Raw genomic sequence first — 21,958 nt, 5'->3', positions numbered from 1 at the left:
TAATAGCACACTTTGTTTATTGTTTTAATAAAATAATAATAATTACATCGGAAGGTTTTGATGAGTAGGGAAAGGGTCATATAAGATAATAGATGATTAAATTTATGACTCTCGATTACACCCAAACCTTAAAGTCTGATAAAAAGAGAAACTATTTTATATGTTAGGAGAAGGAAAATGCGTCAATCACCCATAGATTATTTACGCATAGCAGGAATCATGGATGGTATTTCATTACTGACATTATTATTTATTGCTATGCCGCTAAAGTATTTTGCTGATTTACCACTCGCAGTGACGATTAACGGCAGTATACACGGGGTTATTTTCATGTTGTATATGTGCACCATTTTATATACAGCTATTCGAATCCAGTGGTCTATCTTTTGGTCACTTGCCGCTGTACTTGTTGCTTTTATTCCGTTTGGGAATTTCATCTTGGATTCCTATTTAAAAAAAGCGCAACATCGCTATCCGGTGAAACCATTCCAGGCGTCATGGATTGTATATAGCATTATATTCTTTTCATTCATAGATTTATTTGCCCAGCTCCCAGTTATGAGTACATTTGCGACTTCTGTAGGCGCAAGTGCATTTATTGCCGGAATTGCGGTAGGAATCTATTCTTTTACGAATTCATTTGGAAATATTGCCTCGGGAATATTAACGGATAAAGTTGGTCCATTGTCCATGATGTTATTTGGATTAGGCACAACGAGTGCTTCACTATTTACCTATCATTTCATTAATGACCCTATGACTTTACTTATTGTTCGATCGTTCCATGGATTTTTTGGTGGTCTAATTGTACCTGCAGCATTTACATTATTGGCAAACACGACAGCACAACATGAGCAGGGGAGTAAGAGTGCCGTAACCGGATCTTTTGTGGGGATAGCTGCCATTGTTGGTCCGGCATTCAGTGGTATAATGGCGAGCAAGACTTCCGTTCCGTATGTTTTCTCTTTGGTAGGTACCCTTGGGTTCATTCTACTTGTTAGCTCTTTCTTGTTTCGAAAAATACACATCAAGAAGAAAAAAAGAGAAGAGCCGCGAGTCTCTTTTAAGTGGAACCGTGATGTGCAAAAAGCCTTTATGGGAGCCTTCTTTTTAATGTTCTCTCAAGGGGCGCTGGCTTATTTGTTACCTTTGCATGTAGAATCACTTGGCTATAGTTCCCGAATGTCTGGTACATTGATGAGCATGTTTGGAGTTGTAGCGGTCCTTCTATTCATTTTACCGACAAATCGATTGTTTAACCGAGTTGCTCCCGCCTATACACTTCTAATTGGCGTGGGGGTTTTAGCCGTCAGCCAAATACTGATTGGGCAAATGACAACGACGTGGACATTATACCTTGTAATGGCCCTGTACGGTATCGGGTTTTCCTGCTTATTCCCATCGATTAATACCCTATTGATACAATCGACTACACCTGAAACACGTGGACAGGCTTATGGATATTTTTATGCGTTTTTCTCTATTGGTGTTGTTGTCGGCTCGTCGCTTCTAGGTTTTTTACAAATCGGAATTACCGGAGGCTTTATGCTCGCAGGGGTTGTGTTAACGGCATTTCTAATCTTTATCTTTTTTGATATTCGAAAAAAGGAGAAAAATGAAAAACTCTCAGACCTAAGTATTAAATGATTGAGAAAGCATAGAACAATCTTTGTATATTAACTAGGTTTTTGATATAAAATTAGAGTTGTACCTGTATCATAGGTCAACTCTAATTTCTTTATTATTCGAGAACCTCTCCTTCAAGTTAAGCGCCTAATTCATTATTGTGTTAACAACTTCTACTTCGCCATTTTTAATATAAGATTCTAGCACTATTTGTTTTTGTTCATTTAAATAATAGGTATATTTTATTGGATCACCATCAATTTTTACAAAAACCATCCGATTTCTATCACCAGGTAAATTTGAAATAAATGGTTCTGAAGTGAAGGATCGTTCCGGAATATCTTCATTAACCGTTAAAAATTCTATCACAGAACTTTCAACAGAATTAAATTTATATTGCACATAACCATAAATCATACCTACCACAATCAGTAACCCTAAAAGAAACTTATAAATTTTTTTCAATCTCACACCCCGTTTGTTCACTTGCAAACTCTTCCTTAAAAACAGTTATGTTAATATTCATTCGACAATCCTACCTTAAAACCTCTATATTTATCAATTCGGATAATAAATTTGTAGAATTTTAGATTCTTTAACTGGAGAAAATCTTTTTCAATCATATATATTAAAGCAGTATAAGTTAACAAAGTAGCTAAAAAAGAGGCTTCTAGACCTGTTCATTTTTTCTATTATATTTGATAAGCTTATATCACTTATAGAATGAAAGGTGAGGTACCATGATTAAGGAATTTAGGGAGTTTATTGCTAAAGGCAATGTGCTTGATTTGGCTATAGCAGTAGTGATGGGTGCAGCTTTTGGAAAGATCGTCTCGTCACTAGTGGAAAATATAATCATGCCGATTGTTGGTATTTTACTAGGAGGAATCAATCTCTCTTCGTTGTCCATAACGGTCGGTAAAGCAGTTATTCAATATGGTTCATTTATTCAAGCCGTAATCGATTTCTTGATTATTTCGTTTGCGATTTTTATATTTATGAAGTTGGCAAATTCTATTTTTAGGAAAAAAGAGCAAGAAGAAGAGGTAGTGGTCGAAGCACCAGCTACCGAGCAATACTTAAAGGATATTCGTGACCTTTTGCAAAAAAATGTACGTGAAAATGAAAGAGAGTGAATTTCTTCATCCACTGACTCGCGATTTGATGGAAAAGAGCATGTTTTGAGCAGACTTTGTTCAAAACATGTTCTTTTATTTATGTACAGGTTCAGTCGTATTTTTTAATTCTATATAATTTTTGTTCTCAATAAAAAGAGCATGATTTAGGAGTCTGGAATGATGGTAATAGCAATGGTTCGAACGGGAGCGTCTATTTCAATGCTTGTATATTGATAGTATTTTGTCATTAATTCGTTTAATTCATTTTGAAATTGTGTAAAGTGTTCCTCATCCATCTTTAATTCTACTGCAGAAAATGTAGCACCGTCCTCTTGGCAGTCTTGTTCTTCAAGCTTTTTAAGGTAACTTTGATACTGGGTAAGAAGGGATAATTGATAATAAGAAACATAATCGAGTTTCTTCTCACTCGAAACTATTTTCCAATCTTCTATACTAAGTCTGGCCTCAATTTCGTTAAGAGCGTAATATTTTTCAGTAACCGATTTAACCTTTTTTTCTTTAATTACACGAATCACATCAGAGTCCAACATGGTTTGTATATGTCTATATAGAGTTGCTTGCGGTACGTTTTTAATGATTTTTACCATTTCTAAGGGCGTCAATCCATTGTCTTTATTCCTCATTAATACCTGTGCAATTTTCATCCTGACGGGATGCATTAAAACTTCCACTTTATTAATCATTATATTCTCCTTATTAAGCTAGCATGAATTTTATTCTTATTATAAATAATGAGAATGGGTATTGCAATATATTCCCATTATAGTTATCATTATCAATAACGATAATGAAATAAAAAGGAGTGTTGAAGATGAAACTGCACTATGAATTAAATGATCTTAAAGATTTGGATATCATGGCCATTCTGCCTATCATATTGCCGGTTATGGCAATAGGTGTGCTATTAGTTTTGATTGCATTAATAGATTTATATAAACATAGAAAGACGAGAGACAACGTTCTCATTTGGACAATAATTATTTTGTTTGCTAATACATTGGGGCCCATTTTGTACTTTGTAATAGGACGAAAGGATATTGAGAAATCATGAAATTAGAAATCAAAAATGTGACGAAAACATTTAAAGGGAAAACAGCCGTTAATGATTTCTCGATGGAATTGAAATCCGGGGAATGTGTCGGGTTGATTGGGCCCAATGGTGCTGGGAAATCAACATTAATTAAAGTGATTTCTGATTTTATCATTCCGGATGAAGGCGAAGTTTTGTTGAATGGTAAAAAAATATCCAAAATGAAAAAGGAAATCGGTTATCTGCCACAATACCCTAACTTCTTTCATTGGATGACAGCGAATGAAACCCTTGCGTTTATGGGACAACTTTCAGGCTTGAATAAAGAAGAATTTGCAAATTCCATAACGGATATGTTGAATAAAGTTGGACTAAGTGGTGAAGGAAACTCAAAGGTTGGCACATTCTCGGGAGGAATGAAACAACGGCTTGGTATTGCACAAGCATTACTACATAAGCCTTCGCTAATTGTCATGGATGAACCGGTATCCGCATTAGATCCAATCGGCAGAAGAGAAGTAATAAACCTGATTGAGGAAATCAAAAAGGAGACAACGATTTTATTATCAACCCATATCTTGAGTGACGCTGAAGAAATTTGCGAACGATTTGTCATGATGAAACATGGAACAAAGATTGAAGATACGACAATCACTGAACTAATTAACCGGCACCGCGAAAATAAGTTAAAGATCGAAATCGCTGCAAAAGATCAAAAGTGGATTGAAATCGTAAAGACATTTCCTTATGTAAAGGGAATTGAGGTCATAGGGCATAAAGTCAAAATAAACGTTGAAAACATCGAAATAAACAAAAAGATGATACTGGAAAATGCACTCGAGTATGATGTGGACATCGTAAAGTTCGAGGTCAATCATGATACGTTAGAAGAAATCTTCTTGAAATTGGTGGTACAAAAATGAATAACTTTATTGTGTTGATAAAAAAAGAATTTATTCAAATGATTCGTGATTATAAAGTGTTTTGGCTACCGATTGTCTTTATATTTCTTGGAGCGACACAGCCGATAGTAACCCATTACTTGCCATCAATTTTGGAAGCATTAGGCGGGGGACACGGAATAATAATTGACCCGAGCATGGCCAAACAAAGAGGAGGGGAAGTATTGGCCAGTACGTTAGGATCTCAATTCGACCAACTTGGACTTATGGTTCTTGTCATCTCGATGATGGGGATTATTCAATCAGACAAGGCAAATGGCATGTTGGCTTTTATTTTAACACGGCCTGTTTCTGTTATTTCATATATATCTGGGAAGATTACAGCCAATTATTTGATAGCCGCTATTAGTGTTGCGATTGGATACTTTGCTTCATTTTTATATGTTAATTTTCTTTTTACAGATGTTCCATTTTCACAGATGGTTAGTGGACTAATATTTTATCTTATATGGATCCTTTTCATTGTCTCGTTCACAACCATGATGAGTACGATTTTTTCCAGTCAAGGGATTATCGCTTTGCTTTCCATTGTATTCTTACTAGGTTGCAGAATTATCGTCGGGTTGAGTCCGGTGATTGACCGGGTGAATCCGGCTAGCATGAGTACACATGCAATGGAAGTATTGATGACGGGGTCGGTGAATTCTGACGCGATGGTAAATCTACTAGTTACATATGGTTGGATTTTCCTGACACTCTTTGTAATGAATTATTGGATTAGCCATAAAAAATACAATCATGAATAAATAGAGAAACGGAATTTTTATTCGTTCTTTTTTTGAATATGAAATTTTATTTTAAGTTAGTACTATGGATTCACTTGAGGAATAGGTGGAATTTTTAAAATTGGTGGTGTTTCAAGTAAATGAAGCTATCTGAAGCAAAGCGTTTAAACAATTGTAGATCTATCGTCTACTTGTAATTAGGAAAAATCACCTACAAAAGCGACGGGTCATTATTGCTGAACCATACTTCATGTCAGGTTTTATCACAATGGTACATTGTACAATTGAAAAACAAATGATATAATTTAGAAAATTCCGAAATGTGAAACAAAAATTCCGAATTTCGGTATAGGTTTATTGGATGACAAACTATCAATTTATGAGAAAAGTTATTAGAGTTTTCGATAAAAAGGAGAAGTAAACCATGCATACAGTTGATTTGAATTGTGATTTAGGAGAAAGTTTTGGAGCCTATCAGATAGGAAATGATGAAGAGATTTTAGATTATGTCACTTCTGTGAATGTTGCCTGCGGGTTTCACGCGGGGGACCCATCAGTTATGAGGAAAACAGTTCAACTAGCTTTAGAGAAAGGTGTGAAGATCGGAGCTCACCCGGGTTTGCAAGATCTAATGGGTTTTGGGCGGAGGAATATTAAGATTTCCCCCCAGGAAGCTTATGATATCGTGGTGTATCAGATTGGTGCATTGAATGGTTTCCTGCAAGCAGAAGGAGGGCGGATGCAGCATGTTAAACCTCACGGAGCACTCTACAACATGGCGGCCAAAAACAGAGAATTATCACAAGCCATTGCGGAGGCCATATATAAAATTAACCCCGAGCTTATATTATTTGGCTTGTCGGGCAGTGAATTGATACGTGCTGGCCAATCTATTGGATTGAAGACAGCTAGTGAAGTGTTTGCAGATCGAACCTATCAGGATGATGGATCCTTGACTTCTCGAATGGAAAAGGACGCATTAATTGAAAGTGATGAAGCGGCTGTAGCACAAGTAATAACAATGGTTAAGGAAGGGAAGGTCTTATCACAGCAAGGAACTGATGTGGCAATAAAGGCAGATACAATTTGTATTCATGGAGATGGGGCTCACGCATTAAGCTTTGCAAGTCATGTGAAGAAATCCTTGCAATTATCCCAAATTACAGTTAGTTCGTTTACTTAATAAAAGACATCTAGGAGGTAGATTCCATTGGAGCCAATCAAAAATAAACCAGTACATACTATTCCGAATAAGCCAAAAACCAATAAGACTTTATTGTTGGGTGCAGCATTCCTCATGGCAACATCTGCTATTGGACCAGGTTTCTTAATGCAAACAACCGTGTATACTCAAAGTCTGGCAGCTAGTTTTGGATTTGTCATTCTTATTTCTGTTATTCTAGATATCTTTGCTCAAACCAATGTATGGCGGATCATCGCTGTATCCGAAAAAAGAGGACAAGAAATTGCCAATATGGTTCTTCCTGGACTAGGATACGTCCTCGCAGCTCTCATCGTTATGGGAGGCCTTGCATTCAATATAGGGAACATTGCTGGAGCAGGCCTTGGATTGAATGCGATGACAGGGATATCTCCAACAACTGGAGCGGCGATCAGTGCCGTCATTGCCGTTTTAATTTTTGTTGTGAAAGAAGCAGGAAAAGCGATGGACCGATTTACACAAATCGCTGGTTTTGTAATGATTTGCTTGATGATTTACGTTGCATGGACAACTTCTCCACCAGTAGGGGAAGCGGCATTGAAGACATTTGCACCCGATAAGATTGATATCATTGCAATCGTTACGTTAGTTGGGGGATCAGTGGGTGGTTATATTACCTTTGCGGGTGGACATCGTCTATTAGATGCAGGAGTTAAAGGTGTTGGTGCTCTTCCAGAAGTTACAAAAAGTTCAGTAGTAGGTATCTTAATAACAACCGTTATGCGAATTGCTTTATTTTTAGCCGTTCTAGGCGTTGTTTCTAAAGGTTTACAAATTGATTCGGAAAACCCTGCGGCTTCCGTTTTCCAACTTGCTGCCGGTAATGCTGGCTATAAAATCTTTGGTATCGTTATGTGGGCTGCGGCGATAACCTCAGTTGTAGGTGCTGCTTATACTTCCGTTTCATTTATCAGAACATTCAGTGAAAAAATAGAGAAAAAAGCTAATTGGATTATCATTGGGTTTATTGTTCTTTCCACAATCTGCTTTGTATTAATTGGTAAACCCGTTAAAGTGCTTCTTGTGGTAGGGGCAATAAACGGTCTTATTCTACCGATAGCTCTTGGAACACTATTAATCGCTGCTTATAGAAAGAACATTGTGGGTGATTATAAACATCCATTATGGTTAACGATTTCGGGTGTATTCGTTGTAGTGGTTATGGCATTAATGGGTGGTTATACATTAATTACTCAACTTCCATCCTTATTTTAAGCATAATGAATCGAACTGGTTTTTAAAAATATCCAGTATGTATAGGAGATGTCTAGTATATGATTGATTTTTCACAAGCAACCCCTACTGAATTACGTTCAATGATTCGTAAGAATGAATGGATTAAACCGACGGCTCGGATGGCTAATGGTTATGCGCAAGCAAATTTAGCCATCCTAAAAAAAGAGCATGCATTCGACTTTTTATTGTTTTGCCAGCGAAATCCTAAATCTTGTCCTTTATTGGATGTGACCGAAATTGGTTCACCAATTCCTAAGTTTGCTGCCGAAGCAGGTGATATACGTTCAGATATTCCGAAATATCGAATCTATAAATATGGTGAATTGGTAGAAGAGGTGACGGATATATCAGATTATTGGGAAGACGACATGGTGGGGTTCTTAATCGGTTGTAGCTTCACATTCGAACATGCCTTGTTGAACAATGATATTCCCATTCGCCATATTGAAGAAGAATGCAATGTGCCTATGTATAAAACAAATATTCCTTGTATAGATGCTGGTATATTTCACGGGAACATGGTAGCAAGCATGCGTCCTATCCCTCAAAAAGATGTCGTTCGGGCTGCTCAAGTTACATCGCGGTTCCCGGCTGTTCATGGTGGACCGATCCATATCGGAAATCCGGAGGCAATTGGTATTTCTTCCATTACTCAACCTGACTTTGGGGATGCCGTCACCATTCGTGAAGGTGAGGTTCCTGTTTTCTGGGCATGTGGGGTGACACCTCAATCCATCGCCATGGAAACAAAACCAGCGCTTATGATTACACATGCACCAGGACATATGTTCATAACGGATATTCGTGACGAAAAATTGGGTGTTCTATAATAAACGGAAAGAGATGAGTTCTATGCCGGAAAAGCTTTTAGATCATATTAAAGGTGTACTTTCTCCATTAGGCGATTCCGCTATCGTGATTGCATTTGGAAATGAAATGAATGCTGACATTCATAAAAAGATAAAAATATTCATGAACATGCTTGAAGAAGAACCATTTATAGGCTTCATAGAATGTGTACCGGCTTTTACTAACTTGACAGTCTATTATAATTCGCTAATGATCTATAATGAACAAAAGAAAAAGAGTAAAGACGAACTTGTTTCACCGTATGAAGTGGTTCGGACAATCATCGAAAAGAAATTACAGCATGTAAAGAAAGATGAAGACTTGGCCCAACGAACGGTTACAATACCGGTATGCTATGGGGGGGAATTTGGGCCAGACCTAGAACACGTGGCTCGTTTCAATCATTTAACAACTGATGAAGTCATTCATATCCATTCGAATGGAGAGTACTTAGCTTATATGATTGGCTTTGCACCAGGTTTTCCATTCTTGGGAGGACTTTCTGAAAAAATTGCGACGCCTAGGAGACCATCACCCAGAATGAGCATACCTAAGGGGGCCGTTGGAATTGCAGGCATGCAAACAGGCGTATACCCCATTTCCACACCTGGAGGATGGCAATTGATTGGTCAAACACCATCCAGGCTATTTTTACCGAATGAATCCCCACCGACATTATTACAAGCAGGAGATAAAGTGAAATTCATTCCGATTACTTCTATAGAGTATAAAGAAATGGCTCTTAAGGAGGAGTTAAAATGAGCATGCGTGTTATTAAGCCAGGATTATTAACGAGTATCCAAGATCTTGGAAGGAAAGGGTATCAGCAGCACGGAGTCATCGTAAGTGGAGCAATGGATCCCTATTCCCTGCGAATTTCGAATATGTTGGTTGGCAATAAAGAAGGAGAGGGCGCTCTGGAAATCACCTTAATGGGACCAACTCTTAAAATAGAAAAAGATTGTTTAATTGCGATAACGGGTGGGAATTTAACACCGACCGTTAATGGCCAAGTTATTCCAATGTGGAGGCCTATTCTTGTGAAAAAGGATGCAATTCTTGCCTTTGGAGGTTGTAAATCGGGTTGTCGGGCTTATTTGTCTGTATCGGGAGGGTTCACCATTTCTCCAGTTATGAATAGTAAAAGCACATATTTAAGAGGAGGACTGGGCGGATATAAGGGAAGAGCGTTACAAGCAGATGATGTGATAAAGATGAATGCAGAGTCTCTTAATCTAGAGAAGCGCGCGTTCAATGATTTCTCTACAGTGAAATGGTTTGTTAATGGTAAAGATTTTATGCCCGAAAGCAAACCTGTTATCCGATTTATACAAGGAAGTCAGTATGAATTTTTTACGGATTCCAGTAAAGATGATTTTGAAAAGGAATCTTTTAAAGTATCCAACCAGTCTGATAGGATGGGCTATCGAGTATCAGGTCCTTCAATGGATTTTAAAGAGGAGCGGGATTTGCTGTCAGAGGCAGTAACAAATGGATCGATTCAAGTTCCACCAGACGGGAATCCTATCATTTTACTTGCGGATAGCCAAACAACGGGAGGATACCCTAAAATTGCTCAAGTAATTACGGCTGATATACCATTTATTTCTCAAGTTAAACCAGGAGAATCCATTCAGTTTTCCAGAGTGTCTTTAAGAGAAGCCGAGCAATGTTATCTTCAAAAAGAACAAATACTAAAAAATCTGAAGATTTCAATTTCATTAGCCTTGAAAGAATTAAATCAATAAATCTACATCAGCGTTATAGGAAAGTATCTCTTACACTGAGAGCACTTTCTTTTTTTATTCTTTCATACATAATTGGGAATGAGACTCTACTTAATTATATCCATGATTTATAATAAAATGATAGTAAAAGTGAACGTAAAGAAAGGAGACATTGCATGCAAGCGCATAATAAAACGGTAGTAAAATCGATGCAAATTCTTACCCTTTTCTTGAATCATCCTAAACTATCATTTAATGAAATGCTGGTCTATTCCGACCTTCCCAAAACTTCCCTACACCGCATGGTTGTATCGTTAGAGGAGATGGGGTTCTTGACAAAAGATGATGATGGAAATTATTCACTAGGGATTATTTTCTTGCAGCTTGGGCAACTAGTGAGTGAGCGTTTAGATATCAGAACAATCGCTTACCCAATTATGAAAGAACTTCGAGATGAAGTGGAAGAGGCTGTGAACCTTATTGTAAGGGATGCGGATGAAGCCATGTATATAGAAAAAGTGGATACGATGCAGCCTGTACGTCTATATACTTCGATTGGTAGGCGCTCCCCCCTTTATGCAGGTGACTCTCGTATCATTCTTGCCCATTTACCGGAAGAAGAGCGGGAATCTTACATAGCAAAAGTCGAATTAAAGTCAATCGCCATTGGGACAATCAGTGATAAAAAAATCCTAAGGCAGGCTTTGGAAGAGTCGAATAAAAACGGTTATACCATCACATCATCCGAACTTGAAAATTACACAAAATCCGTCAGCGCACCCATATTTAATGGTAAAGATCAAATTATTGCCGGTATAAGCGTAGCAGGAATTGAAGCTCGTTTTACAGAAGACCGTTTACCACAATTGATTGAAAAAGTAACGAAGGCAGCTAAACAAATTTCTTGGAAAATGGGGTTTCAATCTTCATAGATTAACAAGACATATAGCGGGGAATATTTTACCATTAGGGGGGTAGAGGATGAATACAGTTTCTCGACCAGTAACAGCAATTAGTATCGCTTTCGTTGTGATGATTTGGGGTTTATGTTGGCCTGTTTATAAAGTGGCACTCGAATATTCTCCACCACTGCTTTATGCAGGTATGCGAACATTATTAGGCGGATTACTATTAGCTCTCACTCTCCTTCCTCAATGGAAGAAAATACAGTGGAAAAGAAATTGGTACATCTATGTAATCGTTGCATTCTTCAACACCATCATCTTCAATGGTGTCCAAACAATTGGTCTCCAATATTTACCCTCAGGATTATTTTCTGTTATAGTTTATCTTCAACCAGTTTTAGTCGTTCTTATAGCATGGATGTGGTTGAAGGAAACTTTATCTGTTATAAAAATAGTTGGCTTAATGATCGGGTTTCTTGGAGTAGTGCTAGTTTGCTTGGATGGAATGAACGGTAATATTTCTTATATTGGCATTCTATTAGCACTTATCACGGCGATTGGTTGGGCATTCGGTGTCGTTTATGTTAAGAAGACAAGTACGCAAGTGCATGGATTGTGGCTGGTTGCAATGCAAAGTATCATTGGTGGTTCATTTCTAACTGGAAGTGGCATGGCGGTAGAAAATGTTTCAAATATCGTGTGGAATAGGCCTTACATACTCTGTATAATTTTCGGTTCGATCTTCAGTATGGCGTTAGCAACCGCGGTATATTTTAATCTAATGAGTTCCGGGGAAGCAAGCAAAGTAGGATCCTTTACTTTTCTTGTTCCATTAATAGCGGTAGGGATAGGAACCATATTCTTGGGTGAGCCATTCACTACTTCCCTCCTTGAAGGCATGGTCCTGATCTTACTTAGCATTTATTTGATTAATCGGCAAAGTTCCACAAAAGCAAAGAAAAACGTCGCATAAAATATGAGCTCATAATGGGGAAAATGAATCAAAATTACAGAAGTACAAAAGGGGCTGTCTCATAAGTCCCTTTTTTGAGTGAAATAACGCAAAATTGAAGAGGCAGAAGTGTTGTTAAATCAACATTTCTGCCTCTCTTTATTTATTCAATTTAAGCTTAACTACCCTTTTTGAGACAGCCTCGATGTAGCCACCGTACATAACATGTTTGTCTAGGGGATCCTTGCTGTCAATGCCTGGTTTACTTGAGGTAGTCGGCAAATTTCTTTTGCAACAATTAATTTTCGAGCATCCACATATATATGATGAGGTCGTCATGAAACGAATTGATGGTTGCGCTTATTTAATTTTTTCTTCGAATGCAAATTCAATGGGTTTTATTCATCACAGCATGTCTATTTTAGGTTTCTTTTAAATCTGTCCACACATGATCTTTCAATGATGAATACATTACAAAGAACTGAAAAAATGGATTAGAAACGTTAAAAGGCCGTAAAGTACCAACTTTGTCTTAAGTGACTGAATTTCTCGATGATATATTGGTTCCTACTTATAGCTTTTTAGGTAAGTAATCAAAAGGAGTATCCTATTTCATGAAAATCCTAATGATCTCGTCAGGCTATAGAGGAATTTACCCACATTTTGAACAAGCCATAGAGAAAGAATTTAAGGGCTTCGGGCATATCATTCGTACAATAAAACCAGCTCATGAACAAGAAATAATGGGAGCGGTCAGAGATTTTAATCCTGATTTCATTATAACGCTTGTTGGTTTCATGATGAATGAGGCATTGATGGAATGCCTCAAAAAAAGTGGGTCGGTTCTGTGTATTTGGCTGACAGAAGATCCTTTCTATATGGATAGGACGATTGAATTGGTTAAGAACTTTCATTATGTGTTTACTGTAGATGTAGGAGCCTTCGAGCACTACAGGTACAAGTTCCCCGGTAAAAAAATTTTCTTTCTCCCCTTAGGAACCGACCCATTCCTGTATAAGCCTTCTAACAGCGAAGCCCCATACTCATATGACGTTTGCATCGTTGGCTATCCGTATCCAGATAGGATTGAATTAGCAAATGACATCCTGAATAAAACCCAATATAGATTGATTCTTGTGGGACCCCGGTGGAAAAAACATATATCCAACCAGCCCAAAGAAAGGTTAGACATCATCAATAGGTGGGTTGCCCCAGAATCGGTAAGAAACCTTTTTATCACTTCAAAAATCATCTTGAATTCTCATCGAGCTTTCGATTATGGAAAAAATCGTAACACTATAGGGATTATCAATAAAAGTATAAATAATAAAACTTTTGATATAGCAGCTAGTGGCAGCTTTCAACTCATATCTAATCAAACCGATTTAAAGAATCATTTTCATCCTGATGAAATTGTTTCGTATAGAGATCATGCTGAATGCTTGGAATTGATTGAATATTATATCGGTAAGGAAAACGAAAGAAATCAATTTAGCAAAAAAGCTTATGATAGGGTGCTGGATTGTCATACTTTTTCCCATAGAGTTCAGTACATCCTTAAGCAACTAATTTAAATAAAGGGCGGTATCGAATGTTTTCATTGAAAAATAAAACAATCTTAGTAACTGGTGGAACTGGTTCGTTCGGGAGAAAGTTCGTTCGTAAGGTGCTAGAAATGGATGTCAAGAAAGTGATTATATTCAGTCGGGATGAATTAAAGCAGTATGAAATGGCTCAGGAATATACAGATCCAAGAATTCGTTTTTTTATTGGTGATGTACGGGATAAAGAGAGGTTATTTCGGGCATTTGAAGGTGTCGATGTTGTTATCCATGCTGCCGCTTTAAAACATGTGGGCATTTGTGAATATAACCCATTTGAAGCGATTAAGACAAATATCCATGGAGCCCAAAACATTATTGAGGCTGCGATTGATAGAGGGGCGGAGAGAGTGGTGGCTTTAAGTACTGATAAGGCAGCGAGCCCCGTCAACCTCTATGGAGCGACAAAATTGGCCTCAGATAAATTATTTGTGGCCGCAAATTCTTATGCAGGAAATAAGGAGACCCGATTTAGCGTCGTTCGCTATGGAAATGTCGTTGGAAGTCGGGGAAGCGTCGTTCCATTTTTCAAAAAAATCAGGTCGACAGGAAAACTGCCGATTACCGATGAGCGAATGACAAGGTTTTGGATAACCTTGGAGCAAGGCGTGCAATTTGTTCTTGATAACCTGAAAAGGATGAAAGGCGGAGAAATATTTGTACCAAAGATACCAAGTATGAAAGTGACGGATTTAGCAAAAGCAATTGCACCAGAATGTAAAGTGGAAATCAAAGGAATCCGTCCTGGTGAAAAATTACATGAAGCCATGATCACTGAAGATGATGCACGTCGTACATTGGAATTCGATACGTTTTACATCATTCAACCTGAATTTCCATGGTGGGATTCAGAATCATTGAAAGGTGGAAAACCGGTCTTAGAAGGATTTAGTTATATAAGCAATACGAATGACTATTGGCTATCTGTAGAAGAGTTGAAGAAGTTAGTGCAAGAGTAAAGGCTGATGAACAGCTAATGGAAGGAGGAGGATAAATGGATGGAAAGACCAATAAGAGAAACTTTTCTCCCTTATGGTCGACAATGGATTGATGAGGAAGATATCGATTCAGTCATTCGGGTATTAAGAGGAGATTACCTGACGACAGGTCCTTTCATTTCTACGTTCGAACAGGAGTTAGCAAATTATGTTGGAGCAAAGTATGCTGTAGCATTCTCCAATGGAACTGCTGCCTTACATGGTGCATGTTTTGCAGCTGGTATCGGGGAAGGGGATGAGGTCATTACTACCCCACTAACATTTGCAGCCAGTTCAAACTGTATCTTATACCAAGGTGGGGTACCCGTTTTTGCTGATATCGATGAAAAAACATTCAATATAGACCCGAATGAAATCGAGAAGAAAATCACTCAGAAAACTAAAGCAATTATTCCCGTACACTTTACAGGAAATCCTGCACCATTGGATGAAATATATGCGATAGCCAACAAGCATGATCTGATCGTCATTGAAGATGCAGCACATGCACTCGGAGCAACGTATAAGCAGAAAAAGATAGGTTCAAAAAGTGATATGACCATGTTTAGCTTTCATCCTGTTAAACATATTACTTCGGGTGAAGGTGGCATCATTACAACGGATGACAAAGAGTATTATGAAAAACTATTACAATTCCGTTCGCATGGCATTACACGCGATCCTGATAAAATGGTTGAAGATCATGGACCATGGTACTATGAAATGCAGTTTTTAGGTTATAACTATCGAATGACAGACATCCAGGCAGCTCTTGGATCGAGCCAATTAAAGAAAGTAGATGAATTTTTAAACCTACGGAAAAAATATGTCTCGATGTACAATGATGAACTAAAAGAGATAAAGGATATTACCATTCCTCATACAAATAAAGAGGGTAGTTCTAGTTGGCATTTGTATGTAATCCGGTTACATTTAGAGAATTTAACGGGAAACAGAAAAGAAATATATAATGCCCTCCATCAGGAAAACATCGGTGTGAATGTGCATTATATTCCTGTTTATTTATTGCCGTATTATCAAGATCTGGGTTATAAAAAAGGGCTATGTCCGCATGCAGAAAAGCTGTATGAAGAAATCATTACATTGCCTCTTTTTCCGGCAATGACAGAAAAGGACGTAGTTGATGTGATCAAAGCTGTTAAAAAAGTTCTAGACTGCTATTCTAAATGAAGATTAGAAGGTGAAAGGATTGAAAGTAGTCGCAATAATTCAAGCAAGAATGGGATCTTCAAGGTTACCAGGAAAGGTTATGAAGCAAGTCCAAGGAAAACCTTTGCTTCAGTACCAGTTGGAAAGGATAGGGAAAGCAAGATTGATTAATAAAATTGTGGTGGCCACTACTACGAAGGAAACGGAACAGCCCATTGTAGACCTATGTGAAAGACTTTCGGTTGCAATCTTTCGTGGGCCGGAAGATGATGTATTGACAAGGTTTTTTGATGCGGCTACTGAGCATCAGACTGACATTGTGGTTCGACTTACCGCTGATTGTCCATTAATCGATCCTCATACGATTGACCAAGCTCTAGTAGAATTTCTTGCAGATGTCGGAAAATATGATTATGTTTCCAATACCCTTGTAAGAACGTACCCTCGAGGTTTCGATGTGGAGGTTTTCTCAATGAAGGCGCTTGCGCAAGCATTCAAGGAAGCTAAAGAAGCCGCTTATCGAGAGCATGTAACCCCTTATATCTATCACCATCCTAAAAAGTTTAAACTAGCTTCCTTTTTGAATGGTACCGATTTTAGTTCTTTACGCTTAACGGTTGACACAGAAGATGACTTGGAGCTGATTACCAGGTTGCTTGAACATCTGTATGAAAAGGAAGACTTTACACTCGAAGATATCACCAAATTGCTAAAGGATAAACCAGAATGGTCCTCCATTAATTCCCACATTGAACAAAAGGAAGTATTCACTTTGAAAGAATCAGAGCGTGAATGATGAATGCATATATCCGTGTCGATGCTTCTTTAGATATCGGAACAGGCCACGTAATGAGATGCCTGACTCTTGCAGGATGCTTAAACAAACTGGGGTTCACGGTCCGTTTCATTTGCAGGGAACATCCCGGGCATTTGTGCGACCTTATCGAAGAAAATGGATTCGAAGTTTTCCGGCTCCCGTCTTCCCGAATTTTGAATGGAAATATCCGAAATCTCTCGCCATATTTGAACTGGCTAGGTGTTCCATTACAGGTGGATGCTGAACAAACCATGGAAATCCTAAAGCGGGAAACTGTGGACTTGCTAATCATCGATCATTATGCGATTGACGAGAGATGGGAAATGAAATTTAAAGGCATTTCAAAAAAAATCATGGTCATCGATGATTTAGCGGACCGTAAGCATGATTGTAATCTATTACTTGATCAAAATTTTTATGAGGACTATCAAAACCGTTATCACTCTTTAGTACCCCCGCATTGTAAATTGTTTTTAGGACCGGGGTACGTTTTATTAAGAGCAGAATTTCACGAACAGTGGAAGAAGCATAAACTACGAAATGGGCCTGTGAAACGGATCTTGGTTTTTTTTGGTGGAATAGATCAAACGAATGAAACGGGAAGAGCGATAGACTCTTTTTTGAAGCTAGGACGAGATGATATCCATGTGGATGTGGTGGTGGGTAAAACCAATCCCCATATAAAAGAGCTTGAAACGATTTACAAGCGGTATGATAATGTACATGTTCATTGTCAGGTTTCTAATATCGCCGAATTCATGTGTCAAGCTGACCTTTCCATCGGGTCTGGTGGAACAACTACATGGGAACGGTGTTACCTTGGTTTACCTTCTATGGTATGGAGCGTTGCTGAAAATCAGGTGGAGATCTGTAAAGCCCTAGATAAAAAGAAAATCATCAATTATCTAGGGGATAAGGAAAAGGTGGAGGAGAGTTTTATAGCGAATCAATTGAGCGATATGATAAAAAATGAAGTGAACCGCCAAGAAATGTCACGCTTGTCCCATCATTTTATGAAAGACCTCCATGTGAGTCATCAAACGATGATAGAAGAAATAGTGAGCTAGGGATGAATAAGATGGACTATCAATTAATTGCTTTATCAAAAGAAGACAGGGAAATGATTTATGGATGGAGAAATATGGAGCATATTCGTATGAATATGTATAATCATCACCTCATTCCCTATGAAGATCATTGTCGATGGTTTGAAGATGTACTGAAGGAACAAATGGAGTATTATCGTCTCTTCATTTATCAAGAAAAACCCTTAGGTCTTGTCTCTTTCAAAAAATGTAGCCAACAAATGCTAACATGTGTCTGGGGATTTTATATTGGAGAAACCCATGCTCCTAAAGGAGCAGGTACGATAATGGGGTATTTGGGATTGGAATATGCTTTTCATAAATTAGGTATGAAAAAAATCATTGCTGAAGTTTTATCCAGTAATAATAAAAGTGAAGGGCTTCATCGGAAATTAGGATTTAAGCATGATAATCGTTTAGAGAATACTCTTATTAGAGAAGGTCAATCTATCGATGTAAATAGTTTTTCCATCATACAAGAAGAATGGGAAAAGTATAAAGGAACATTGAAATTGAATTTCATAGCAGAGGCGTGATCATATGAAAGATATCAATCTTGCAGGAAGAATGATTGGACCGAAGCATCCTCCTTTTATCATAGCGGAGATGTCAGGGAATCATAATCAATCCTTGAAAAAAGCTTTAGAAATTGTGGAGGCTGCAGCAAAAGCCGGGGCCCATGCATTGAAAATCCAGACTTATACGGCAGACACGATGACCTTAAATATAGATAATGAAGATTTTAATATTGAAGATAAAAGTAGTTTATGGCATAAGAATAACCTGTATAACCTTTATCAACAAGCTTATACACCATGGGAATGGCATGAGGAAATCTTTGAAAGATGCAGAGATTTAGGACTCATCCCCTTCAGTACTCCATTTGATAAAACCGCGGTTGACTTCCTAGAAGATCTAAATATACCCATGTATAAAATAGCCTCATTCGAAAATAATGACATCCCCCTCATAAAGAAGGTGGCCTCTACTGGTAAGCCCATGATCATTTCTACCGGTATGGCAACACTTGCTGATTTAGATGAGACAGTCCGTGCTGCTAGAGATGCCGGGTGTAAAGATCTTGTACTATTAAAATGCACGAGTACTTATCCAGCTACTCCTTCCAATACGAATATATCGACAATCCCACACATGAAAGATCTCTTTGGATGCCAGGTAGGATTATCCGACCATACGCTTGGTATCGGAGTTTCCATCGCGAGCGTCGCAACTGGAGCGACTGTCATTGAAAAGCATTTAACCATTTCAAGAACAGATGGTGGTGTAGATGCAGCATTTTCCATGGAACCGGATGAAATGAAAGCATTGGTGGAGGAGACGCAAAGAGCATGGAAATCTTTGGGACAGGTGAGCTACGGCCCAACCGAAGCGGAAAAAAAGTCCATGAAATTTAGACGGTCCATTTATGTTGTTAAGGACGTAAAGGCCGGAGATATGTTGACTAAGGAAAATATAAGAATCATCCGACCAGGGTATGGGTTAGCACCTAAGTATTACGAGAATTTAATAGGAAAAAAAGTGGTGAAAGAGATTAAAGCAGGAACCCCCATTAATTGGGATATCCTATAGGACTTGTCAGTTTAATCGAATTTGAGAAGACAAAGTAATGATGGAATTTTTAAAAAGGGGTGTGGGATTTGCCAAAAGTTACAGTGATTCTAACGAGTTATAATAAACAAGAATACGTAGCGAATACCATTCGTTCGATTTTGGGGCAAACTTTCCAGGATTTTGAATTATTTATAATGGATGATAACTCCAATGAGGAAACACTTAGTGTCATAGGTGGATTTTTAGATGATGAGAGGGTTAAATTTTTCAGGAGTGATATCAAAACACTCGAGGAAAGGGTAGAGAAAACTAGATATGCTGTTCTAATCAATCAAGCATTGGAGTTGGCGCAGGGAGAATATGTTACGTATGCGACCGATGATAATATATATCACAATCAGAAAATTGAAAAGATGGTTGAGTTCTTAGATTTACATTCTGAAGCTATGATTGTCTACTCAGCTTCCAAAACCGTTCATCTGAATGAAGAAGGAGAAGTAACGAACCAAATTGTCAGACCCGCTAAATCTATATCATGGCTTGCTTCGTGCATGACTGATCATTGTTCGATCATGCATCGTAAGTCCATTCTTCCTAAAATCAAAGAAACGTTTGGTTCGCACTGGGACGAGGATCCGCAATTTTATAGAACAGGTGATGCTAGGTTCTTTTGGAGACTCAATCATTTCTGGCCATTTTTCCCCATCAATGAGATTCTAGACTTTAACTATATAACCCCTAAATCCATCCACGCCCAGTTATTCAATGATAACCCTAATGATTTTTCCCAAATGTTACCCACTCAAAGAACCTGTAAAGAACTTAGAGAATCCATAAGGGCCCGTAGACGGAGAGAGAAAGGATGAGTATCTATCTATCAAACTATTGGACATTGTATAAGGAGTTTGTAGAAACATTCAGTCACTTGAAATTCAGAGAAATCCCTATTGTATTGTTAACTAACTTTTATCAACAAATTGATTCGGAACTTAAAATGAAAATGGAGGAAGAAAACTTTCATTTGAATATCAATGCTGCACAATTAGATCAGGAGAAGATTCAACCATACTTTGAAAAATGGTTAGAAAAAATTAGGGAATCATGGATGGTTAAGCCCAAGGAAGGTAAAGTCTTAATCAATGCAGATTATACGCGGATTCCTGAGCAAACGTATATGAATAAGTTTGACCCTGGTCAAACGCTTATTCTCTCTCGGTCAAAAGGGTCTCACATCTATGGGATTCCATGCGAAAACATGGGGAAATATGTAGAAGTAAATCATGAGGAATCGGATAAACTTGTAAAAGAGGCAACCAATCTATTTGAATCATTCACCACACATCTCGCGTTTGGAAATGAATTCTTTCAACAGACTTTCATTAAGCGGATTCCCCAAATCGTCAATACCCTCGGGATGGTTTTCAACCTTTTTGAAAAACAAGAGATATCCTCTATCGTTGTTGGGACGACTGAAGATATGCAAAGCAGAGCTCTTTCAATCGTGGGATCATCAAAAGGTATCAGGAGCGTTTGTTTGCAGCATGGGATTTTGATGGGGGAAGAAGCTTTTATGCCGGTTTTCACCAACATAGTCGGGGTCTACGGTGATTATGAGAAAAACTGGTATGCAAAAAGAGGGCTTTCCAAGGAACGTGTGGCTGAATTAGGGCATCCTAAATTTGATGAAATTTTCATGGATACAGCAACGGAGAAAGTGGATTTGATAAAAAAATATGGTCTTGATCCTAATAAGCAAACATTATTGGTGATTACTGGTCCACAACTGGATGTACTCAGGTTCGAAGCTCTAATGGATGGTATTTTAAATGAGTCCAATTTCCAAATTATTATAAAGCCGCATCCATGGGAAATGGGAAAGAAGAAATACGGAATGTATTTAGAGCTAGAAGAGAAATATGACTCCCTACAAGTGTATACTGCTAGAGATAATCATTTGTACGAATTATTATCTCATAGCGATGGCGTGGTTTCATCTTTATCTACAGTCGCTTTAGAAAGTATACTATTTAATAAACCTGTGTTTATATTTAATTTCTTAAAGAGTAATCGTCACTATGATTATTTCGATATCTTAGGTGAATATATACAAGAAGATCCTACTAAGCTTACTGAAGTAATAAAGAATTATTATCATGCTAGTGAACATAGGGCTATTTATCATTCTATACGAAATCGATTCATAGCTGATTCTTATATCGATGGACATTCTGGTCAAAAATTAGCCGATTTAATAAATAAGAAAGGTTAATTTAAAGACCGAATGCAAAAAGAAAACCACGTGTGCAACCTGAACGTGGTTTTTTTTAGTTTGCTTTACTGCTTATACTTAGCGAATTCTTTAG

At 37.9% G+C, this 21,958-nt stretch carries 23 protein-coding genes; 21 read left to right on the top strand and 2 right to left on the bottom strand.

All coding sequences use genetic code 11. The annotated features are described in order from the left end of the window. Window positions 1-177 precede the first annotated feature (177 nt). On the top strand, window positions 178-1,647 hold the full coding sequence (locus tag ACIQXN_RS12560) for an MFS transporter (protein WP_402966819.1): 1,470 nt from the start codon (window positions 178-180) through the stop codon (window positions 1,645-1,647). A 126-nt stretch (window positions 1,648-1,773) separates the two neighbouring features. Here ACIQXN_RS12560 and ACIQXN_RS12555 read toward each other — a convergent pair whose 3' ends face one another. Beyond that, entirely contained in the window at window positions 1,774-2,112 is a 339-nt protein-coding gene (locus ACIQXN_RS12555) for a hypothetical protein (protein WP_402966817.1), read from the bottom strand. Between the two features lie 254 nt (window positions 2,113-2,366). Here ACIQXN_RS12555 and mscL point away from each other — a divergent pair, with 254 nt between their 5' ends. After that, complete coding sequence (gene mscL / locus ACIQXN_RS12550; protein ID WP_402966815.1) at window positions 2,367-2,762, top strand: large conductance mechanosensitive channel protein MscL; 396 nt, start codon at window positions 2,367-2,369, stop codon at window positions 2,760-2,762. 146 nt (window positions 2,763-2,908) lie between these two features. Here the strand turns inward: mscL and ACIQXN_RS12545 are convergent, their stop codons facing one another. Then, window positions 2,909-3,448, bottom strand: coding sequence for a helix-turn-helix domain-containing protein (locus ACIQXN_RS12545; protein WP_402966813.1), 540 nt, complete (start codon window positions 3,446-3,448; stop codon window positions 2,909-2,911). A gap of 128 nt (window positions 3,449-3,576) precedes the next feature. On the opposite strand from ACIQXN_RS12545, the gene ACIQXN_RS12540 reads away from it, so the two are divergent. From ACIQXN_RS12540 to ACIQXN_RS12450, 19 genes are all read left to right on the top strand, one after another. Then, window positions 3,577-3,816 (top strand): PLD nuclease N-terminal domain-containing protein, encoded by a 240-nt coding sequence (locus ACIQXN_RS12540; protein ID WP_402966811.1) that lies wholly within the window; start codon window positions 3,577-3,579, stop codon window positions 3,814-3,816. Beyond that, entirely contained in the window at window positions 3,813-4,718 is a 906-nt protein-coding gene (locus ACIQXN_RS12535; RefSeq protein ID WP_402966809.1) for an ABC transporter ATP-binding protein, read from the top strand. The genes ACIQXN_RS12540 and ACIQXN_RS12535 overlap by 4 nt, the downstream gene beginning before the upstream one ends. Continuing rightward, on the top strand, window positions 4,715-5,503 hold the full coding sequence (locus tag ACIQXN_RS12530; RefSeq protein ID WP_402966807.1) for an ABC transporter permease: 789 nt from the start codon (window positions 4,715-4,717) through the stop codon (window positions 5,501-5,503). The genes ACIQXN_RS12535 and ACIQXN_RS12530 overlap by 4 nt, the downstream gene beginning before the upstream one ends. 403 nt (window positions 5,504-5,906) lie before the next feature. Further along, window positions 5,907-6,665 (top strand): 5-oxoprolinase subunit PxpA, encoded by a 759-nt coding sequence (pxpA, locus tag ACIQXN_RS12525; RefSeq protein WP_402966805.1) that lies wholly within the window; start codon window positions 5,907-5,909, stop codon window positions 6,663-6,665. A gap of 114 nt (window positions 6,666-6,779) precedes the next feature. Continuing rightward, window positions 6,780-7,919: an NRAMP family divalent metal transporter gene (locus ACIQXN_RS12520; protein WP_402967125.1), complete on the top strand. Its 1,140-nt coding sequence runs from the start codon at window positions 6,780-6,782 to the stop codon at window positions 7,917-7,919. Window positions 7,920-7,978: 59 nt separating this feature from the next. Further along, a complete protein-coding gene (locus ACIQXN_RS12515; protein WP_402966803.1) occupies window positions 7,979-8,770 on the top strand; it encodes a putative hydro-lyase in 792 nt (263 codons plus the stop codon). Window positions 8,771-8,792: 22 nt separating this feature from the next. Next, window positions 8,793-9,551, top strand: coding sequence for a 5-oxoprolinase subunit PxpB (gene pxpB, locus ACIQXN_RS12510; RefSeq protein WP_402966801.1), 759 nt, complete (start codon window positions 8,793-8,795; stop codon window positions 9,549-9,551). Beyond that, window positions 9,548-10,537, top strand: a complete 990-nt coding sequence (locus ACIQXN_RS12505) for a 5-oxoprolinase subunit C family protein (protein WP_402966799.1) — start codon at window positions 9,548-9,550, stop codon at window positions 10,535-10,537. The genes pxpB and ACIQXN_RS12505 overlap by 4 nt, the downstream gene beginning before the upstream one ends. A 155-nt stretch (window positions 10,538-10,692) precedes the next feature. Next, on the top strand, window positions 10,693-11,448 hold the full coding sequence (locus ACIQXN_RS12500) for an IclR family transcriptional regulator (RefSeq protein WP_402966797.1): 756 nt from the start codon (window positions 10,693-10,695) through the stop codon (window positions 11,446-11,448). Between the two features lie 49 nt (window positions 11,449-11,497). Continuing rightward, the gene (locus ACIQXN_RS12495) at window positions 11,498-12,394 is read left to right on the top strand and encodes a DMT family transporter (RefSeq protein WP_402966795.1); all 897 of its coding nucleotides are present in this window, start codon (window positions 11,498-11,500) and stop codon (window positions 12,392-12,394) included. A 593-nt stretch (window positions 12,395-12,987) separates the two neighbouring features. Further along, window positions 12,988-13,947, top strand: coding sequence for a CgeB family protein (locus ACIQXN_RS12490; protein ID WP_402966793.1), 960 nt, complete (start codon window positions 12,988-12,990; stop codon window positions 13,945-13,947). Window positions 13,948-13,964: 17 nt separating this feature from the next. Continuing rightward, window positions 13,965-14,933, top strand: a complete 969-nt coding sequence (gene pseB / locus ACIQXN_RS12485) for a UDP-N-acetylglucosamine 4,6-dehydratase (inverting) (RefSeq protein WP_402966791.1) — start codon at window positions 13,965-13,967, stop codon at window positions 14,931-14,933. Window positions 14,934-14,972: 39 nt separating this feature from the next. Next, on the top strand, window positions 14,973-16,142 hold the full coding sequence (pseC, locus tag ACIQXN_RS12480; RefSeq protein WP_402966789.1) for a UDP-4-amino-4,6-dideoxy-N-acetyl-beta-L-altrosamine transaminase: 1,170 nt from the start codon (window positions 14,973-14,975) through the stop codon (window positions 16,140-16,142). A gap of 19 nt (window positions 16,143-16,161) precedes the next feature. Next, window positions 16,162-16,917 carry a cytidylyltransferase domain-containing protein gene (locus ACIQXN_RS12475; RefSeq protein ID WP_402966787.1) on the top strand — a complete coding sequence of 252 codons (756 nt, stop codon included), beginning with the start codon at window positions 16,162-16,164 and terminating at the stop codon, window positions 16,915-16,917. Beyond that, on the top strand, window positions 16,917-18,005 hold the full coding sequence (gene pseG, locus ACIQXN_RS12470; RefSeq protein WP_402966785.1) for a UDP-2,4-diacetamido-2,4,6-trideoxy-beta-L-altropyranose hydrolase: 1,089 nt from the start codon (window positions 16,917-16,919) through the stop codon (window positions 18,003-18,005). Before ACIQXN_RS12475 ends, pseG begins: the two co-directional genes overlap by 1 nt. Window positions 18,006-18,016: 11 nt before the next feature. Next, window positions 18,017-18,559, top strand: coding sequence for a UDP-4-amino-4,6-dideoxy-N-acetyl-beta-L-altrosamine N-acetyltransferase (gene pseH / locus ACIQXN_RS12465; protein ID WP_402966783.1), 543 nt, complete (start codon window positions 18,017-18,019; stop codon window positions 18,557-18,559). A 4-nt stretch (window positions 18,560-18,563) separates the two neighbouring features. Continuing rightward, complete coding sequence (pseI, locus tag ACIQXN_RS12460) at window positions 18,564-19,613, top strand: pseudaminic acid synthase (protein ID WP_402966781.1); 1,050 nt, start codon at window positions 18,564-18,566, stop codon at window positions 19,611-19,613. A 68-nt stretch (window positions 19,614-19,681) separates the two neighbouring features. Further along, window positions 19,682-20,461, top strand: a complete 780-nt coding sequence (locus ACIQXN_RS12455; RefSeq protein WP_402966779.1) for a glycosyltransferase family 2 protein — start codon at window positions 19,682-19,684, stop codon at window positions 20,459-20,461. After that, window positions 20,458-21,864 (top strand): CDP-glycerol glycerophosphotransferase family protein, encoded by a 1,407-nt coding sequence (locus ACIQXN_RS12450; RefSeq protein WP_402966777.1) that lies wholly within the window; start codon window positions 20,458-20,460, stop codon window positions 21,862-21,864. Before ACIQXN_RS12455 ends, ACIQXN_RS12450 begins: the two co-directional genes overlap by 4 nt. Window positions 21,865-21,958: the final 94 nt, after the last annotated feature.

The organism is Peribacillus sp. NPDC097295 (assembly GCF_044761665.1).
GTDB lineage: Bacteria > Bacillota > Bacilli > Bacillales > DSM-1321 > Peribacillus.
Note: the sequence above shows the minus strand (reverse complement) of the source record. Positions and strands in the feature narration are given on the sequence as shown.

Excerpts from the sequence above, each read along its gene's own strand:
- ACIQXN_RS12560 (WP_402966819.1), top strand. The coding sequence starts at position 178 with ATGCGTCAATCACCCATAGATTATTTACGCATAGCAGGAATCATGGAT.
- mscL (WP_402966815.1), top strand. The coding sequence starts at position 2,367 with ATGATTAAGGAATTTAGGGAGTTTATTGCTAAAGGCAATGTGCTTGAT.
- ACIQXN_RS12545 (WP_402966813.1), bottom strand. The coding sequence starts at position 3,448 with ATGATTAATAAAGTGGAAGTTTTAATGCATCCCGTCAGGATGAAAATT.
- ACIQXN_RS12540 (WP_402966811.1), top strand. The coding sequence starts at position 3,577 with ATGAAACTGCACTATGAATTAAATGATCTTAAAGATTTGGATATCATG.
- ACIQXN_RS12535 (WP_402966809.1), top strand. The coding sequence starts at position 3,813 with ATGAAATTAGAAATCAAAAATGTGACGAAAACATTTAAAGGGAAAACA.
- ACIQXN_RS12530 (WP_402966807.1), top strand. The coding sequence starts at position 4,715 with ATGAATAACTTTATTGTGTTGATAAAAAAAGAATTTATTCAAATGATT.
- pxpA (WP_402966805.1), top strand. The coding sequence starts at position 5,907 with ATGCATACAGTTGATTTGAATTGTGATTTAGGAGAAAGTTTTGGAGCC.
- ACIQXN_RS12520 (WP_402967125.1), top strand. The coding sequence starts at position 6,780 with ATGGCAACATCTGCTATTGGACCAGGTTTCTTAATGCAAACAACCGTG.
- ACIQXN_RS12515 (WP_402966803.1), top strand. The coding sequence starts at position 7,979 with ATGATTGATTTTTCACAAGCAACCCCTACTGAATTACGTTCAATGATT.
- pxpB (WP_402966801.1), top strand. The coding sequence starts at position 8,793 with ATGCCGGAAAAGCTTTTAGATCATATTAAAGGTGTACTTTCTCCATTA.
- ACIQXN_RS12505 (WP_402966799.1), top strand. The coding sequence starts at position 9,548 with ATGAGCATGCGTGTTATTAAGCCAGGATTATTAACGAGTATCCAAGAT.
- ACIQXN_RS12500 (WP_402966797.1), top strand. The coding sequence starts at position 10,693 with ATGCAAGCGCATAATAAAACGGTAGTAAAATCGATGCAAATTCTTACC.
- ACIQXN_RS12495 (WP_402966795.1), top strand. The coding sequence starts at position 11,498 with ATGAATACAGTTTCTCGACCAGTAACAGCAATTAGTATCGCTTTCGTT.
- ACIQXN_RS12490 (WP_402966793.1), top strand. The coding sequence starts at position 12,988 with ATGAAAATCCTAATGATCTCGTCAGGCTATAGAGGAATTTACCCACAT.
- pseB (WP_402966791.1), top strand. The coding sequence starts at position 13,965 with ATGTTTTCATTGAAAAATAAAACAATCTTAGTAACTGGTGGAACTGGT.
- pseC (WP_402966789.1), top strand. The coding sequence starts at position 14,973 with ATGGAAAGACCAATAAGAGAAACTTTTCTCCCTTATGGTCGACAATGG.
- pseG (WP_402966785.1), top strand. The coding sequence starts at position 16,917 with ATGAATGCATATATCCGTGTCGATGCTTCTTTAGATATCGGAACAGGC.
- pseH (WP_402966783.1), top strand. The coding sequence starts at position 18,017 with ATGGACTATCAATTAATTGCTTTATCAAAAGAAGACAGGGAAATGATT.
- pseI (WP_402966781.1), top strand. The coding sequence starts at position 18,564 with ATGAAAGATATCAATCTTGCAGGAAGAATGATTGGACCGAAGCATCCT.
- ACIQXN_RS12450 (WP_402966777.1), top strand. The coding sequence starts at position 20,458 with ATGAGTATCTATCTATCAAACTATTGGACATTGTATAAGGAGTTTGTA.